Genomic DNA, 16,433 nt, shown 5'->3' with positions numbered 1-16,433 from the left:
GCTCCGGTCGGCCGATCAGGCGCAGATCTCCGTGTTTCTGGCCGCGCCGCCGCCGGAGGACCGTACCGCGCAGCCGTATGCCGTCGTCCCGTCCGCTGCGTCGCCCCGCCGCCGGCCCTGCACGACGGTCCGGGTGCGAGGGCTCGCGATCCGAAAGGCCGCGGCGGCGCACCCCCCCGCCCAAAGTGCCAGGCTTGACGGCAGAGGGAGTCGTTCGCCGGGGCGCGCGCGGCGCTCAGCCCTTCGGGGCAATGTTCGCGTTGAAGCGGAAAAGGTTACCGGGGTCGTACTTCGCCTTCACCTCGGACAGCCGCTCGTAGTTGCTGCCGTAGCCCTCCCGCAGGAGTTGCTCCCCCTCTTCCAGAAAGCCGGGGAAATTGAGGTAGACGCCCCCGGTGGTGAAATGACGCATGGCAGCGAAGGTGTCGCGGACCCAGGCCACGTTCCGCTCCGAGTCGGCTGGGTGGCCCCAGTTCCCCTCGATGCCGACCAGGTAGCGCGCGCCGCGGTTGGCGAAGGCGGTCGACTCCTCGGCCACCCGCGCCATAGCGCCGCCCTGGTACCAGACGTCGATGGTCGAGTCGGGCGAGGGTGCCGCGGCGGCGTGTTCGGTGAGGCTCTCGATCAGATTGTCGCTGAGCTCGGGAGCGTTCGCGGACTTCCAGTAGTAGCGCCCGCCGTCCGGGTAGTCGTCGTCCAGGAACTTCTGCGCCTCGGTGTACGTGGTGACCTCGCTGAGGTCGCAGAGAGGCTCCGCGATCTCCCGGAGCGGCCGCAGTGCGCGCTCACCCTCTTCGGCCGCGGCCTCACCGGCGCCGGTGGACACGGCGAAGAGTGCCACGAAGGGTTCTCCGTGCACCACTGCCGGGTACTCCTCGGCCCGCGGTATCCGGCCGAGGACGGCGAGCGGTGCCACCTCGTCGGGCACCTCCGCGACGTACCGCTCGCAGGCCCTGAGCACTTCCCCGGCGCATTCCATGGGGTAGTACACGTGGCAGAGGAAGACGCGGGGGCCCACGCGATGCAGGCGATACTCGAAAGATGTCACGACGCCGAAGTTGCCGCCGCCCCCGCGTATGGCCCAGAAGAGGTCCTGATTCTCGCTCCCGCTCGCGGTGAGCAGCTTCCCGTCGGCCGTGACCAATCCAGCCGATACGAGGTTGTCGCAGCTCAGGGCATGCTTGCGCCGGAGCCAGCCCATTCCGCCCGACAGGGTGAGCCCGGCGATCCCGGTTGCCGACACCACCCCCAGGGGGGCGGCGAGCCCGTACCGCTGGGTTGCGCGGTCGAGGTCTCCCAGGGTGCAGCCGCCCTGCGCACGGGCGGTGCGCCTCTCGGGGTGGACGTCGATGTCCGTCATCTCCGACAGGTCGACGACCAGCCCACCGTCGCAGAGGGCATGGCCGGCCACTCCGTGCCCGCCCCCGCGCACTGCGAGCGGCAGCAGGTTGTCCCGTGCGAAGTCCACGGAGGCGATCACATCGTCCTCACCGCGGCATCGGGCCACAAGCGCCGGCCGCCGGTCGATCATGCCGTTCCACAGTGCTCTCGCCGACGCGTAATCCCGGTCCCGGGGCCGGATGAGGCGCCCGCGCAGCCGTGAGGCGAAGCGATCCAGGACGGGGCCGGGAAGACCGGTATCCGTGCTGGTCCGTTCTCCACGGTCGGGAGCATTTCCACGGTCGTGCGTCTCACTCATGGGGGTCGCCTCCCGTTTTCAGCATCGCCCCGGAGGGAAGAGGCCGCCATCCGGGACAGTGGCACGGCCTGTGCGGGCGCCGCGACCCAGGCAGACCTGCGGAACCTGTGGGACGGTGGGAGTACGGGTGCGCTGGCGTGAGCTCTCCACGAAGATCCGCTTCCAGGAGGCCCGGCATGGGCGAACTGATCAAAGCCGACAGTGGCGAGATCTGGGTTGAGCGCCGAGGCAAGGGTCCGGACGTCCTGCTCATCGCGGGGCTCAGCGATCCCGCCGAAGCCTGGCAGGCACAGCTCGATGGGCTCGCCGACCATTACCGGCTCACTGCGTACGACAATCGCGGCACCGGACGTACGCCGCTGCCCGCGGGGCCTTTGTCGGTACCCGGGATGGCCGAGGACGCCGCCGCTGTGCTGCACGCGCTTGGCATCCCGGCCGCCCATGTCTTGGGATTCTCGGGAGGGAGCCGCATCGCACAGGAGCTGGCGCTCAACCATCCCCGGCTCGTCCGCAGCCTCGTCCTCATGAGCACATGGGGCCGCCCCGACGCCTACTTCCGGTCGATGACGGACTTCTGGCACTGGATGGCCGAGCGAGCCCCCACCGAGCGCGCCATGCTGGAGGCGTTCCTGCTGTGGATCTACACCCCGCGGGCGCACGCGGACGGCACGGTGGACCGAATCATCGAGGAGACGCTGGCCTTCCCTTATCCGCAGTCCATCGAGGCCTTCCAGCGCCAGCTCGCCGCGTTCAGGACCCATGACACGCTCGCCCGCCTGGCCGAGATCACTGCGCCGACCTTGGTGCTGGCCGGTGAACTGGACATCGCCACACCGCCGCACTTTGGCCGCGCAGTTGCCGAGAGGGTCCCGGGTGCCAAGTTCGAGATGTTGCCGGGCGAGGCGCATCAGCCGTTCCAAGAGGTTCCCGACATGTTCAACACACGGGTCGACGCCTTCTGGCGGGAGGTCGAGACCCGGGACTGAACCCTGATGCGCGCTTGAAAACCGAAGGGGAGCGCCCTGGCCGGCACCGTATCGGACCCTTCGGGACCCCGCTGACTGGCTGTGAGTGTGTCAGCACGAATGATCGAGTGTGACACCGCCAGCTTGATTGCGACGGGACATGCGGATTCCCCATCCCCCTGTCCTGTTGGCCACAGGATGGACATCACCGGTGGGAAAAGGACACGGTATCTGGGTCCCATACCGTGCGTAGCCGCGCGGCCAGACGGCGCAGCACGGGGGCGCGATCGCGGATGAAGGCGAGCCACGACCAGCTTGATCCCCCGCCGTGTTCCCCCTCGTCCCCGGTGTCGATGCCGCCGGAGTCATCGACGCCGTTGGTGAAGCCGTCACCGACTTCACCAACGGCGACGAGGTGTTCGGCATGACGCCGGCCGGCTCCTACGCCCAGTACGCCCTGATGCCCGCCCCGGTGGCCAAACCTGCCGCCCTGTCCTGGGAGACCGCGGCCGCACTGCCCACCGTGGGGCGAGACACCTACCGCGCCCTGAAGCACCTGAACCTCACGCCCGGGCAGACCCTGCTCATCCACGGAGCTGCCGGCAGCGTCGGCGCGATCGCCGCCCAGCTGGCCACGGCCCGGGGCGTCACCGTCGTCAGCACCGCCGGCACCGGCGACCTCGAACGGGTAACCGCCCTGGGTGTGACCGCCGTGCCTTACGGGCCGGGCTGGGCCGAACGCGTCCGCGACGCCGCCCCGCAGGGTGTGGACGCGGTGTTCGACACCTCCGGCGCCGGAGTCCTGCCCGACTCCGTCGATGCCGCCCAGCACGGAGTGCGCTTCACCGGCATGGACCCACCGACCGCGCCCCCGAAGCCCTCCCCGAACTGGCCGCCCTCGCCGCCACCGGCAAGCTGACGGTGGAAATCTGGCGAACCTACCCGCTCAAGGAAGCCGCCCAGGCCCAGGAGGACATCGACAACCGCCGCAACCGCGGCAAGGTCATCCTGCTGCCCTGACCAACCGCACAGGCGACCTGCGAGCCCCACTGACGGGCGCTGCGAGGTGCGGCTGCCGCCAGTGCCGGCCACGCGCCCTCTCCAGCCGCCCGGCAATTGGCTATGGAGGACTCAGGCGTCGAGGTACTGGTGGCCGTAGGGGTTGTCGACCAAGTAGATGAAGGTGCCGTCCGGGCGGCGGCGCAGCACGTCGGACGACACACCGCTCATGTCCAGCATCGTGCCGTCCGGCAAGGTTGCCTTGATGGTCCACTCATCCACCCAGGCGACGATGTCCCCGGTGGCCAAACCGGCCCAGCGATGCGCCCGCAGGTCCGGCCGCACGCTCACATAGGCCGATACCGCAGTGCGGATCTCCTCCAGCCCATGCACATACGCACCGGGCCCGGTGACGTAGATCGAATCCGGGTCGAAGCAGTCCAGCGCGGCATCCAGATCACCCGAACGCACACAGTGCTGAAAATACCGGGCAGCGCCCACCGGAGTGGACCGGTCGAACGGTCCGCTCGACGCGGTTCCCCTCTCGTGTGCCGGAGCGCCGCCAGGACCACGGGACTCCGTTTCGGAACTGGACATGATCCTCCTGTGCTTCGTCAGCCGCCTGCCCGGGACGGCGACCGGGGAGCGCCGTGAACCGCTCATCTCCTCTCTACAGTGACTCCGGGCACCGGGCGACCGGCGGCTGTCCTACAGCGGCCACCAAGGTGGAAATCCATCATGGTGGCCGTCCGCCGTCCGCCGTCCGCCGTCCGACTGGGTGCCAGGCGAGAGACGGTCGCCGCGAGCGAAGTGCAGAAAAACCATCGAATATGGGGTCGTGGGAATCCACTCTGCCGGGAGTGCCGGGCCCGGCTTGTGGAGTCACAGCAGAAGCCGGCCCACCCGGGGCCTGACTCGGCAGGGCCCTCTGACTCTATCCACGCGCCGTACATGCCTGGCCGGGGGAGGCTGTCGGGTGCCAGGCCCGGAGCGCCGGTAAGGCGGGGGCCTGGTAGACAATCGTACGTGTTGTCGATCCGCCAGGCCGCACCCCTCTGGTGCACGGATCTTGACAAGGCCCGGAAGCTGGCCGACGCGCTCGACGGCCTACCGGCTGAGCGCCGTCGAGCGGCCCGCCGGGCAGCCCGCTCGGCACGTCCATTCCACTGGGTGGACTTCACTGGATGGAGCCGGGTGGAACCCACTCGATGGGCCCCACCAGAGTGGACGCCATCGAGTGGACTCCACTCTGGTGCGCACGGCGATGCCCGCCACCGTGCCAGGTGCGCTCCACCGGGCGAGGGCTGGCCGCTGCTCCCCGCGCCTGCGGGGATGGCCCCGTCGGGGGCGGGGGTGGAGTGAAGGCGTGCAGCTGCTGCTCGCGCCCGCGGGGATGGCCCCCTGTGGCTCACCCCGTGGTCCTCCTGTGAGCTCCTGGACGCCCACACTGCGGGCCTCACCCGGCTCTTCCGCCACGCCGCCGGCACCATCGCTGCCCGCAGCACGCCGGGGGGAGGCCGGTGCTGCCACTGTGACGGGACTGGGCTCACCCGACGCTTGTGGGAGCCGGCTGCCGGGCATGCTTGAGTGACTCGCGAGAAGAACGCCCGCGCTCCGGGCCACCCTTCCGGACGGCGTGGGACGCGGGTGGGCGGAAGGAAGGCGGAGGCTTACGCCGGTACGGGCGCAGCGACGCGAGCGGGGAGCGTCGGCCCTTCTCCACGGTGCGCAGCTGCTCCCGGTCGGCCTCCGGTGGGCGGGGACGACTGCGTCGGCGGACGTCGTGGGGTAGAGCGCGATATCGACGGCTCCGGCTCGGCTGGTGCCGGAGCGGACCTCGATCGACTGTGGGGAGCGGACCCAGCCGAGCCGCACCATCCAGTCGAACTCGACCCTGCGCACCCCAAGCCGAGCGGCGGCCTGCTCGGGCCCGAGCGGGCGTGTCGGGGGGCGACCAGGTTCGCCAGGTCCTCGGGGTGGCAGACCTGGTCGACTTGACCGGGGTGGTGCAGCGTCGCTGTCCGGGTTCGCGCTCAGGTCGGCCAGCAGGCTGCGGTCGACGAACCGCCGGGCCGCGAAGGCCGTCACGTTTCGCTTTCCGTGATTACTGCGCTCAGTTGCGGCTGTTTCCGCGAAGCTTGCCGTGGGGTCGGGTGCGCTGTGGCGTTTGGGTACAGTGCTGGGGTGCTGACTGCCTGGTCGGCGTCTTCCCGGGGGGGGATGAGCGAAACGAGGGTTATGCCGGAGCAAGCGAGCCCGCCTGTGATAGCGCCGAAGGAACCTCTGGCCGCGTCGGCCGAGGCGGCGCGGATGGCGGCGGTGCGCCGTTACGACATTCTCGACACTCCTCCGGACGGCGCCTACGACCGGGTCGCAGCGCTGGCCGCGCGTCTGTTCGAGGTTCCGGTGGCGACGGTGACGATCGTGGACGAGGACCGGATCTGGTTCAAGGCCGCGCACGGCCTGGAAGGTGTCAGCGAGATCGGCCGGGATCCGGGCCTGTGCGCCTCGGCGGTCCTGACGGATGACACCACTGTCATCCCCGACACCCTGCTTGACCCGGTCGCCTGCTCCAACCCGCTCGTCGCCGGCCCGATGGGGGTGCGGTTCTACGCCGCCGCTCCGATCATCACCGCCGACGGGTATCGGCTGGGCACGGTCAACGTCCTCGATACCCGTCCCCGCGAGATCAGCGAGGCGGATTCGGCCACGCTCGCGGACCTGGCGGCGGTCGTGCGTGACCAGCTGGAGCTGCGGCTGTCGGCGTTGCACGCGGTGCGCGCCGAGCAGGAGCGCCGCAAGGTCGAGCAGGAGAAGCGCCAGGCGGAGGAAGAGGCCCGGCTGCGGGCGGAGCGGGACAAGGCGGCCATCGCCGCGTTCGCCTCCACCCTGCAGCGCACCCTGGTGCCTCCCGCGTTGCCCGCGGTACCCGGGCTGGAGCTGGCCTGCCACTACAAGACCGCCTCCCCGCAGGAAGTGGGCGGCGACTTCTACGACGTCTTCCCCATCGGCGGGGACCGGTGGGCGTTCTTCCTGGGCGATGTGTGCGGCAAGGGCGCCGAAGCCGCCTCGGTCACCTCATTGACCCGCTACACGCTGCGGGCCGTAGCCCTCGTCGACGCGGACCCGACGGCTGCGCTGAATGCCCTGAACACGGCGCTGCTGCTGGACGCGGCGGTTGGTACCCGCTTCTGCACTGCCATCTTCGGCCTGCTCGATCCCGCCCGGGATGGCGGTTTCACGGTCACGCTGGCCACCGGCGGCCATCCGCCCGCCTACCACCTGAGCCCCACCGAGGAAGGCGGTGTACGGGTGGAGGCGGTCCGCGCCAAGGGCGGCATGCTGGTCGGCGCGATCGCCGAAGCCACCTTCGCCTCACGCACCCTGCACCTGGCGCCCGGCCAGGGCCTGCTGCTCTACACCGACGGGCTGACCGAGGCCCGCACCGCCGATGGCCACATGTTCGCTGACACGGGCCTGACCGACTTCCTCGCCCGGCGGTCGGCGCCGGTCAGGGCCGGCTCCCTGATCGACGACACCGTCGTGCTCCTGGACACCCTCCCCGACACTGAACGTGACGACGTTGCCCTGCTGGCCCTGTCCGTCCCCCCAGCCGATGCCGCTCCCGCGGGCATCACCACTACCGCCCACAGCGCCGCCGCCCCGACCGCCGACGCCTCCGTCGGGCAGGAGAACCGACGCCCATGACCGACGCATTCCACATCGACGTCCCGCACACCGACGGCACCCTGGCCGTGATCGCACTGTCCGGTGAATTCGACATCACCGCCGCCCCCGCCGTGCGGACCCGCGCCCTGGAACTCCTTGAGAACGGCCACCCCGACCTGGTCGCCGACCTGGCGGGCGTCACCTTCTGCGACTCCTCCGGACTGGGCGCCCTCGTCGGCATCTGGCGCTGCGCCAAGGACGCCGACGGCTCGCTGACCCTGGCGGCCATCCCCGACCGGCTGAGCCGCCTGCTCAGCGTCACCGGGATGGACACCTTCCTGCCCACCTTTCCCAGCGCCGACGCCGCGCTTGCCGCACGCCAGAGCAACCGCACCACCGCCTGAAACCTCTCGCTCGCCAGGGCGGCGCCAACAACTGGCTAGCACTGCACGGCCCGGCCTTTCCTCCCGCAGGGCACGGGGCCATGGCCAAGCGCGCGCCGCGACCGACGTACCGGTCGCGACGCGCGCTGATCCGCTCCGCCAGGCGCTGCACGTCGGGCCGCGGCGTACAGCACACGGATGCTGCCTTTCCCCGCCGGGTTAGTGGGACTCGTCGTAGGGGTCGCGGCTGCCGGACTTGGCCAGCCCACGGCTGATCATGTAGCCGACGGTCAGGATCACGATGTCCAGCCATGCCTCGTCGGCGCGGAAGTAGTCGGTGTGTCCCTCTTCGGTGCCCACGACCATCGAAGCGATCAGTACCGCGACCACGGAGGCGAGGTAGATGAAGAATTCGGTCGTCTCCAGAGCCGACTTCGTCTCGGTCGACAGGCGACGGGGACGGTGCGCGAAGCCGGTGCCAGCAGGATCGTTCGGGTTGCCGGTCGGGGTTCCGATGTTCATGGCGATGCATCCGTCCAGTACGTGCAAAGCACCTCATGCACTCCACGAAGGCGGAAGTGCGATGTGCCGGTTTGGTGTCGGTGGGTGACTGTCAGTGACGGCATGTCAGTTCGGGGTGTTTTCGCTGATCGGGCGTTGATGATGGGCAGCGTCACTGCTGTGGGGCGGTATCTGCAGTTGCACGGCTGTCACAGGCCGTACACCCCACTCCGCTCCACTGTCTTGAGAACGGCACCTCTGATCCTTCGGTGGCTGCGCGCAGGCACAGTGGTCGGTGTCGGTCTCCGCGAGCGGAAGGGTGTGGGGTGGGGGAGCCGGGCGCGTGGGGTGAGGTCACGGCGGGGTTGAGGGTGTCCAGGCCGGTGCTGGTTGCGCGGCTGCTGGAGCTCGATGCGGCCGGGGCGTTGACGACGGCACATGTGCGTGCGGGCGCGCAGGTCGGCGGGGAATGCTTGCACGGTGTGGCGGTGGCTGGAGGCTGCGCGCACGGAGGGCCGCATGGAGCGCAGGTCGCGGGCTCGGCTGGAGTTGTCCCCGGAAGCTGGCCGACGCGCTCGACGGCCTACCGGCTGAGCGCCGTCGAGCGGCCCGCCGGGCAGCCCGCTCGGCACGTCCATTCCACTGGGTGGACTTCACTGGGTGGAGCCGGGTGGAACCCACTCGATGGGCCCCACCAGAGTGGACGCCATCGAGTGGACTCCACTCTGGTGCGCACGGCGATGTCCGCCACCGTGCCAGGTGCGCTCCACCGGGCGAGGGCCGGCACTCTTGCGCCCCCTCGGTGCACCGCACCCGATGTTGCGCACCGCACCGGCGCGCGCACCGCTGGCCGATCCCTTGACCAGGTGCGGCGTGGCGCGCGTCGGCCCCCTTGACCAGGTAGGCCACCCGGCACGTTTCTCCTTGACACAGCACGTTCCGGCCGCCGGTCAGGCCGCGGTCAAGGGGGTGCGTGATAGAGGGCCGGCCGCGCCGTCGGATGCTCCTGTGCGGTGCGGTGCTGCGCACGGCGCAGACCGGCAAGCCCGTACGTGGCGTATCGCCCCTTCCATGAACGACTGCACGCGGTTTCCGGTGTGCCGCCGGTCGGCTACCGATTACGAGCCCCCTCTCGTCGTCGTGCCGCCTGGCGGCCGCCGTCCAATCCGGCTGACCCAGCACCGGACAAACCGGCCGCGAAGAGACAAGCACCGCCTGCGAAGGGCGGCGGCCGAGGGTCAGCCGATCGAGGAGATCGAGCAGCGCGGGCAGACTCTGCTGCTCGCCCTCGCAGACACACCGCGGCCCGGCCGCCGACGGGGGTTGCGGGCCGGGCCGAGTGGGACGCGGGGTCAGAAGGGCATGTGGCCCCGCATGCGGCGGCCGGCCGAGCCACTCTTGCCGACCGCCTTCGAGCTGCTGCTGAACGGCTTGCTGAAGAGGCGGCCCAGCGGGCCGGGGGCCTTGCCGCCCGCGCGGGAACCCAGGCCGAGGGTCTTCTGAGTACCGCGCTCGGGGTGCTTGGAGAGGCGGGGCAGGAAGAACGCCAGAACGGCGAGTATGACGCAGACGGCGATGATTCCGGCGATCATCATGGTTGGACCCCACTTCCTCGGTGGTGCGCTGACGCTTCGTCGTGTGCGACCTCGTGTACCCGTCGAACCCTCGGTCACGCCCCGGCTCCGGCCGTCGTACGGCCGCTGGCCGAGGTCGCCGTACGGCCGAGGTCGCCTCAGGCCCCTGGGCCACTCCGCCGTACGGCCGCCGCGCCGGTACCAGACCACCCACCGGGGGATCACGGCGAAGGACTACCGCCAGGCGGTGCCCGTCGTCGTCACTACCCTGGAGCAGCTCCAGGAGCATGGCGCCGGCGCGGCGGTGTGGCGGCTCCTGGGACGAGCGCACGAGCAGACCCTGACTGACGCGCTCGACAATCCCGACGGCGACGCGGTGTGCAAGCGGTGTGGGCAGAATTTCACCGACCAGCGCTGGGAGGAGACCACCGCTCGCCGGACGGCCTGGAACGCCGGGGATGCCGCTGCCAGTACGCGCAGGCCGAAGCGGGGGACGAGCGGCGCCGCCGCTGAGCGAGAGGCACGGCCGCCTCCAGGCCGCCACACCGCCAGAGCCGGAGGACGACCAGGAGCCGGGCCGTGGCCGCTGGTTCCGCAGGCGGACCTGACCGGACAAGCCTGCTGTGCGGTGGGCCGCCGCCAGGCCGCACAGCGGGACCGCCCCCGAAGTCACCGCACCACTGGGCGGGACGGACGGGCCCATCCGACGGCGACAACCCACCCCAGGCCCTACACAGGCCGCATGCGGGGATGGCCCCGTGGCGTCCACCAAGCCGATGGTCAGGGCGTTCTGCTCCCTGTGCCCGCGGGTATGGTGCCTTCGCGTCCGGGTGGCTTTGCCACGAGATCGGACAGCAATTCGACACCGATTTGGTAGGCGGGAAGCCCTCAGGACCGGGGTGGAATGTTCACGAGAATCGGTTCTGGCTCACTTTCCGTGGAGTGATTACGAAGAGTCAGATCTTCGGAGCCAGGCGATGGCGGTTTGGATGAGCGCGAAGCTTCGGCGAGGTGAGTTCCAGGGCCCGGTTGTCGCGTCCGGCGCTCATGTGATTGAGCCAGCGTTCGTACCAGTCGAGGAAGTCGGTGGCGGAGGAGACGTTGGGGCCCCAGTACCCGTCGCTGTTACCAATGAGAACGCGGCCAGTGAGGGGCCCGGTCACCGCGATGAGGCATACGTCGGTGCAGCCCATCTCGATGATGTGGAGGAAGAGGTCGCGTCCGTGGGCCCTGGGGTCTCTGCCGTCAAAGCCGCGGGGTGTCCCTGGTTCTCCGCGCGGATTCATGACCCGCAGGGAACATCGCTCCAGCGGCATGAGGCCGTAGAACGGCGCCGCGCCTGAGCCGCCGATGTGCGTCAGGAACTGCCGATAGGCGTCGGGCAGGACGATGTCGTGCTTGGCCTCGAATGCAGCAACGCGTGCTTCCGCCAGCTTCGGCCCAAGGCGAAACTCGTGTTTCTCTTCTCCGAAGGAGTGGCTGCGCAGGGGTTGGAAAGGGATCGCGGCCAGCTTGCGACGCAGGCGGGGTATGCGGGGATCCATTGTGCTCTTCTCTCGTCCCCGTCACCCTATGGGTGGCTGTGGTCAGCTGGCCAGAAGAACTCTCTTCCGCAGGAGAGCGAAGCCGGCCCGGCCGAACATCTGGCGCTTGAGCATCTTGATCCGGTTGACATGCCCTTCGACGACACCTGAGTTCCAGGGCAGGGTGAGCCCGGCGATGACGGCATCACGGTCACGTTCGATGCCTGCGGCGAGGGTGTGGAGGCTGGGGAGATCGTCTTGCCGGACGGCGTCGAGCCACTGCGGTAGCCGTTCGCCCTGGCGCTCGGTGAGCATCTGGGCGAAGGACCGGACGTGACCGGTGAGAGCGTCGATTTCGGGGCAGTGGACCAAGACGGCCTTGAGCCGGAGGTGATCGATCTCCGGGAGGGTCCCAGGTCGCCGGAGGATCCAGCCGGCGACGACGCGGGGTGACGGCGGCCGAGCTGTGATCGGGTTGGGAGAGAGCCGCTTCTCCCGGAAGTAGGCGCGAACCCGCTGGTAGCTGCCCTGATAGCCGAGCGGCACGATCTCCTCCCACACGGTCCAGGCGTTCGTGCAGCCCTGGTTCCAGCGGTCATCCAGGTAGGGCTTGAACGCGTCGAGCTTGGACGGCCGACCCTGCCACTGCCCGTGGGATAGGTCCTCCGGGGTGGCTGCGTCGGCGAAGAGCTTCACGGTGCGGGATGTCATGTGGAGCTGGCGCCCGATTGCTCTCCGGCTGAGTCCGGCTGCCAGCAGTCCGTGAACGGTTGCGTGGTTGGCCCGGGTCCGGTCGGCGAAGCGGTGTCCCCGTGGCCAGGGCGAGCCGGACGGGTCTTCGAACTTTTCTGGCTCGGGGGCAGGCTGAGCTCGGTCTGCCGCCAGCACCCGCAGACATCCGCGGTGGTCTGCGACACAACGCTCGGCGGCCTCGCTCAGGTTGTGCCAGAGGTGCCACCTGTCCGCCACCTGCACCGCTTGGGGCGCCCCGGCGGCAGCGCCTTCGGCGAAGAACGGTGCCCGATCGCGACAGACCACTTCGACCCCTGGCCGCTTTGCGAGCCAAGCGGCCAGGCTAGAGGCTTCCCGGTCGGGCAGCAGGTCCACCGGACGCCGACTTTCGACGTCGACCAGGAGGGTCCCGTAGTGGCGGCCTTTGGGGGTCGCGTACTCATCGACGCCGACGACGCGCGGGGCGGGAACTTCCGGGTCGGGCAGGGCTTCGACCAGCCTCAGCACCGTGCTGCGGCTGACGGACAAACCGAAGACTCTCGCCATGCGGGCCCCGGCCCGACCGGCGAGCGCGAGGCCGACCGCAGCCAGCGTCGCCCGCAGGCGCTCGGTCCGTCGGCCATATCGACGAGTGAGGTCCGATATCTGCTCGGCGAAGGTCCGACGCCCACAGGAGATGACCGGGCAGTGGAACCGGCGGACGCGTAGGCAGAGGACGACCTGTTTGCCCCCACTCGGCACATCAGCGGGAAACCGCAGGCAGGAGCTGTGAATGCGTCGAGACCAGCTCCCGCAGCCAGGGCAATCGGACCCGGCCACCGTGCTTCGGGCCTCAATGCGTACCGCCTCATCGTTCACGTCGACCGACAGCACAGGGAACAGCAACTCCTCCAGCCGGAGCACCACTTCTTCCACGGGTCGAACTGTCAGCCAGACCGCACTGAGAACGGATCATTTTTAGGCAGCTTCCCGAGGCCCTGCCCACCCGGCGAACGTCACTTAGCGTGGTGGTTCACGGAAAGTGCGCCAGAACCCGAGAATCGACAGCACGACCAAGGGGGGCGGCCGGGGCGGGCGCCGGGCCTGACGTACGTTCGAATTTGTGACGCGCACCCTGAGATCCCGGCTGGTGGCCCAGTGAGCGGCTGGTGGGCCTACTTGGAGGAACGAACCTGCCGAGAGGTCGATGCCGACGTGCTGCGCGACCGCCGGCTGTCGGCGGTCAGGGCGGTCTGGGAGGCGCTGCGCCCGCTGGGGGTGGGCCTGCACGAAGCCGAGCGGGTGGTCCACGCGCGGTACGAGGTTCTGGGCGACCGCGTGCAGCGCACGCCGCCTGATCCGTTGGATCTTCCCGCGCTCGCAGCCCGCGCCGTGGCCCTCCCGGGCCGTGTGGCGGCGGTGGAGGGGCTCTGGGACGGCGATACGGTGCACGACTGGTTCGTGCTCCTGGTCGCGGTCCTTGACGCTCCAGAGGGGGAGGGCCACCTGGCGACCGTCTACCACCGGTCTGATGGCCCTCCTCCTGGTGTTGCCGCCGTCGAGGCCGGCCGGGCGCTGGCCGGTTACCTTCGCGTGCCGTTCCACTTCGCGTCTCCGGACGTTCCTGATGACGAGGCCCCGCGTTGGAGGGCGATCCAACGGTTGGGGGATAGGCCGTGACTGGGGAATGGACGGAGCGCGGCGACCCGCGGCGCCGAACCGGACGCAGCACCCAGGGGGTGCGGCCCGGAGTACCTGACCCGGCAGCATCGTCGGCGAGGCGGGCAACCTCGATGTGCTGTGGGTCAGGCAGCCGCCGCACACCGCCGACCGTCCACGGCTCGGAGGCCGCCTCCTCGTACCTCTCCTCTGGGCACTTCCGGCAGGAGCGGGGCGTCCCAGTTGCCGGGGTGGTCCAGCTCCCCGGTGCAGGCGATACGCACTGCGACCCGCTGCTTCTCCGGGAAGGAGGTGGCAGTCATCTCCCCGGCTACCACCATCCTTTGCTCGGCCGCCGCCCAGCTGGCCCACTGGCCGCTGGCTTGGCCGGCCAATAGGCTGTGGCGTCACTTGCGCGAGCCCAGAACTTACGGTTGGCGGCACGCAGCCTGTTTGAGCAGCCAGGTCCTGGCTGCCTCCAGGGTCCGGTCCTGGTGTGCGCCTGTGGAGGGCTGGCTGATGTCGACTTCCTCGTCCGGTGCGATCGGAGCGTCGTAGGTACGACCGGTACGATCAGCGCTTTGGGCTTCCGTGAGGACGAGCAGACCGCCATCGGACAGGCGGTGATCCGTGTTCCCCGTGGGAATGCCGTTCGTCTGTTTGCCGAAGAACCGCGTGTCGGGCCGTCCTCGGAAGGCGACGACGACTGCCTCGCCTGCACTGGCCGTGCTCATGCCGGTCAGGACGGCAACCGGAGCCTGAGGGTTGGCCACGGCCGGGCTGTCCCCGTAGTCGGGGGAGCTCTCGTTATGCGGGCTGCCGTTGATGATGACCCACGCTGACTTCTTGCCGTCCGCGTCCAGGGACATCCCGACTTTGCCATCGCCCAGGATCGGGCCTGCGACGGCAAGCATCGGCCACATGGACCCGCCGGTGTTGTCTCGCAGGTCGATCACCCAGCCACAGGGCCGGCTGCGATCTGTTTTCGCTACAGCCTCGCGGCCTTGGCGTACGTACCGGACGTATGTCTCCTCCGCTCCTTGCACGCCCGGCAAAGAGAGGTAGCCGATGCCTGGTGCCATGGAACGGCTTTCCAGCCCCTCGATGGGCCCGGAAGGATACGCTTTAAGCTGCTCTTTCGCCTGTTCCGGCGCCAGGAAAAAACTGTGGTTGTCACCGAGGGAGCGGAGCGCAGAGCGGATGGTGCCGTAGGTGTCAGCCGGCTTTTGCGCGCCTGCATCCTCCGCCTGTGAGAACGCTACGCGGCGCAGTTCCGCCCAATCCACTCGATGACGTACCAAAGAGCGCTTCTCCATGATGGCCAGCGCCTTCGATAGGTAGGTGCGTGCGCTGGGCGACATGCCAGGCTCTGGAGTGCCCTCCGGACGATCATCGCACGCCGTCACCCCGGCAAGTGCAGCGGCCAGTCCGGCGCAAAGAGCTAAACGAAGCTTGCCCCAACCCACTATTCCCCCTATGCCCTGGCGCTCCTCAGCATTGGTATGATAGCCAATCACGGCTAATTGCCTCTGACGACATGGAACTTGGCCATATAAAGGCTGAATCCTATTACCTTGTAGGGCGTTCGGGCCCGAGCCGCAGTGCTTTTTCACTGTATGACGGCAGCTACGGTGCACCTGTAGAGGCTCTGTGTCCTCGAGGTCCGAGAGGGCAGCCTTTGGCAGGGCGGCCCTGACCGTGGGCAGCAGACGTTCGATCACCGCCCACAGTGCGTCGTCGACTTCCCACGGCTTCATCCGCGCCACCTCCCACCCCTGGATCATCGGTTCCGGAGTGATCCAACCACCTCGGAGATCACTTCGTTAGACGGTTTTGAATGAGCCCGTGAGAGTCGGGCTACGGCCGCCGGCTGTCCGCCTTGGCGGGCATGGGCAAGTAACGACGCGTCCGTAACCATTACCCCGATCGGAAGGAACGGCATGGGCATCCTGGGCGACGGGCTCGAGATCCAGCCGGGTAGGGCCGGGGCAGCTCGAGGCAAGGACCGGGCCTTGGCCGACGCAGCGGGGGCCCGACGTACGGCACCGGCATCAACACCACCTACTACAAGTCCGGTGGCTCCTCCGTCAGTGTCCGCCTCGGCTACAACATGAACGGATCCACCACCTACTCGTCCTACTTCACCATCAGCTCCGGCCAGACGGTGACGAGGTCGTGGAAGGCGAGCCCCAGTTCGCTGTGCCTGAACAGCGTCGGCATCTTGAACTACTCGGGCGGCCATTTCCAGACGCCTGCTGCCCACTGCTGAACCGACAGCACGCGGGGTTCCGTCTTCGTCCAGGCGGGCCCCGCACCGCTCTTGATATAACGTCAGCAAGGAACCGACCGTGTTTACCGCCATCTTCCAAGACCACTACGGCTACCTCGTCGCCTGCACCTTGGTCGCGCTCGTCTTCGGCGCCGGGGCCTGGCTGCTCGCCCGCCGCCTGCGCAGCCCGCACGGCGTCTGGTTCGCCTGCCTCGCCGCCACAGTTGCCGGAGTCCTCGGCGTCACCTTCATGGGCAGCGGCCCCGCCAGCGGCCAGTGCGTCGTCAACCACGATGTGCTCGAGCCTTTCCGGACCACGCAAGGGCTGTGGAACCTCGCCATGACGGTTCCGCTCGGCTTCTTCGCACTCATGGCGGCCAGGCGCCCACCTTTGTGCCCATCACCCACCCCGACACCATCCTCGGGTTCAAGGACCACGCGGTGGCCGCCAAGAGCGAGGTGCGCCTCACCTACAACTGGG

At 69.1% G+C, this 16,433-nt stretch carries 13 protein-coding genes and 1 pseudogene; 7 read left to right on the top strand and 7 right to left on the bottom strand.

Annotated features, from left to right (window positions below; genetic code table 11):
- Window positions 1-235: 235 nt before the first annotated feature.
- Window positions 236-1,582: an FAD-binding oxidoreductase gene (locus ACIA79_RS26105; protein WP_399430861.1), complete on the bottom strand. Its 1,347-nt coding sequence runs from the start codon at window positions 1,580-1,582 to the stop codon at window positions 236-238.
- A 293-nt stretch (window positions 1,583-1,875) separates the two neighbouring features.
- Here ACIA79_RS26105 and ACIA79_RS26100 point away from each other — a divergent pair, with 293 nt between their 5' ends.
- From ACIA79_RS26100 to ACIA79_RS26090, 3 genes are all read left to right on the top strand, one after another.
- Window positions 1,876-2,685: an alpha/beta fold hydrolase gene (locus ACIA79_RS26100; protein ID WP_399430766.1), complete on the top strand. Its 810-nt coding sequence runs from the start codon at window positions 1,876-1,878 to the stop codon at window positions 2,683-2,685.
- Window positions 2,686-2,992: 307 nt separating this feature from the next.
- Complete coding sequence (locus tag ACIA79_RS26095; RefSeq protein ID WP_399430765.1) at window positions 2,993-3,583, top strand: zinc-binding alcohol dehydrogenase family protein; 591 nt, start codon at window positions 2,993-2,995, stop codon at window positions 3,581-3,583.
- Complete coding sequence (locus ACIA79_RS26090; protein ID WP_399430860.1) at window positions 3,553-3,684, top strand: zinc-binding dehydrogenase; 132 nt, start codon at window positions 3,553-3,555, stop codon at window positions 3,682-3,684. The genes ACIA79_RS26095 and ACIA79_RS26090 overlap by 31 nt, the downstream gene beginning before the upstream one ends.
- 111 nt (window positions 3,685-3,795) lie before the next feature.
- On the opposite strand, the gene ACIA79_RS26085 is transcribed toward ACIA79_RS26090, so the two are convergent.
- Window positions 3,796-4,260: a YybH family protein gene (locus tag ACIA79_RS26085; protein WP_399430764.1), complete on the bottom strand. Its 465-nt coding sequence runs from the start codon at window positions 4,258-4,260 to the stop codon at window positions 3,796-3,798.
- A 1,665-nt stretch (window positions 4,261-5,925) separates the two neighbouring features.
- Here ACIA79_RS26085 and ACIA79_RS26080 point away from each other — a divergent pair.
- Window positions 5,926-7,371 (top strand): PP2C family protein-serine/threonine phosphatase, encoded by a 1,446-nt coding sequence (locus ACIA79_RS26080; protein WP_399430763.1) that lies wholly within the window; start codon window positions 5,926-5,928, stop codon window positions 7,369-7,371.
- Window positions 7,368-7,736: an STAS domain-containing protein gene (locus tag ACIA79_RS26075; RefSeq protein WP_399430762.1), complete on the top strand. Its 369-nt coding sequence runs from the start codon at window positions 7,368-7,370 to the stop codon at window positions 7,734-7,736. The genes ACIA79_RS26080 and ACIA79_RS26075 overlap by 4 nt, the downstream gene beginning before the upstream one ends.
- Window positions 7,737-7,934: 198 nt before the next feature.
- Here ACIA79_RS26075 and ACIA79_RS26070 read toward each other — a convergent pair whose 3' ends face one another.
- The 4 genes from ACIA79_RS26070 to ACIA79_RS26055 all read right to left on the bottom strand — a co-directional run bounded on the left by ACIA79_RS26070 (window position 7,935) and on the right by ACIA79_RS26055 (window position 12,960).
- Window positions 7,935-8,237, bottom strand: coding sequence for a hypothetical protein (locus ACIA79_RS26070; RefSeq protein ID WP_399430761.1), 303 nt, complete (start codon window positions 8,235-8,237; stop codon window positions 7,935-7,937).
- Window positions 8,238-9,568: 1,331 nt separating this feature from the next.
- Window positions 9,569-9,811, bottom strand: a complete 243-nt coding sequence (locus ACIA79_RS26065; protein WP_064070239.1) for a DUF6411 family protein — start codon at window positions 9,809-9,811, stop codon at window positions 9,569-9,571.
- Between the two features lie 935 nt (window positions 9,812-10,746).
- On the bottom strand, window positions 10,747-11,334 hold the full coding sequence (locus tag ACIA79_RS26060; RefSeq protein ID WP_399430760.1) for an SMI1/KNR4 family protein: 588 nt from the start codon (window positions 11,332-11,334) through the stop codon (window positions 10,747-10,749).
- Between the two features lie 42 nt (window positions 11,335-11,376).
- On the bottom strand, window positions 11,377-12,960 hold the full coding sequence (locus ACIA79_RS26055; RefSeq protein WP_399430759.1) for an ISL3 family transposase: 1,584 nt from the start codon (window positions 12,958-12,960) through the stop codon (window positions 11,377-11,379).
- A 222-nt stretch (window positions 12,961-13,182) separates the two neighbouring features.
- Here ACIA79_RS26055 and ACIA79_RS26050 point away from each other — a divergent pair, with 222 nt between their 5' ends.
- A complete protein-coding gene (locus ACIA79_RS26050) occupies window positions 13,183-13,704 on the top strand; it encodes a hypothetical protein (RefSeq protein ID WP_399430758.1) in 522 nt (173 codons plus the stop codon).
- 407 nt (window positions 13,705-14,111) lie between these two features.
- Here ACIA79_RS26050 and ACIA79_RS26045 read toward each other — a convergent pair whose 3' ends face one another.
- Window positions 14,112-15,440 (bottom strand): S41 family peptidase, encoded by a 1,329-nt coding sequence (locus ACIA79_RS26045; RefSeq protein WP_399430757.1) that lies wholly within the window; start codon window positions 15,438-15,440, stop codon window positions 14,112-14,114.
- A 591-nt stretch (window positions 15,441-16,031) separates the two neighbouring features.
- On the opposite strand from ACIA79_RS26045, the pseudogene ACIA79_RS26040 reads away from it, so the two are divergent.
- Window positions 16,032-16,433: pseudogene (locus ACIA79_RS26040) on the top strand (hypothetical protein); the annotation flags it as partial.

The sequence above is a fragment of the Streptomyces sp. NPDC051310 genome (assembly GCF_044455245.1).
Classification (GTDB): Bacteria; Actinomycetota; Actinomycetes; order Streptomycetales; family Streptomycetaceae; genus Streptomyces.
Note: the sequence above shows the minus strand (reverse complement) of the source record. Positions and strands in the feature narration are given on the sequence as shown.

Bases quoted from the DNA above. Each gene is read 5' to 3' on its own strand.
- ACIA79_RS26075 (WP_399430762.1), top strand. From the start codon at position 7,368: ATGACCGACGCATTCCACATCGACGTCCCGCACACCGACGGCACCCTG.
- ACIA79_RS26100 (WP_399430766.1), top strand. From the start codon at position 1,876: ATGGGCGAACTGATCAAAGCCGACAGTGGCGAGATCTGGGTTGAGCGC.
- ACIA79_RS26070 (WP_399430761.1), bottom strand. From the start codon at position 8,237: ATGAACATCGGAACCCCGACCGGCAACCCGAACGATCCTGCTGGCACC.
- ACIA79_RS26045 (WP_399430757.1), bottom strand. From the start codon at position 15,440: ATGAAGCCGTGGGAAGTCGACGACGCACTGTGGGCGGTGATCGAACGT.
- ACIA79_RS26085 (WP_399430764.1), bottom strand. From the start codon at position 4,260: ATGTCCAGTTCCGAAACGGAGTCCCGTGGTCCTGGCGGCGCTCCGGCA.
- ACIA79_RS26065 (WP_064070239.1), bottom strand. From the start codon at position 9,811: ATGATGATCGCCGGAATCATCGCCGTCTGCGTCATACTCGCCGTTCTG.
- ACIA79_RS26060 (WP_399430760.1), bottom strand. From the start codon at position 11,334: ATGGATCCCCGCATACCCCGCCTGCGTCGCAAGCTGGCCGCGATCCCT.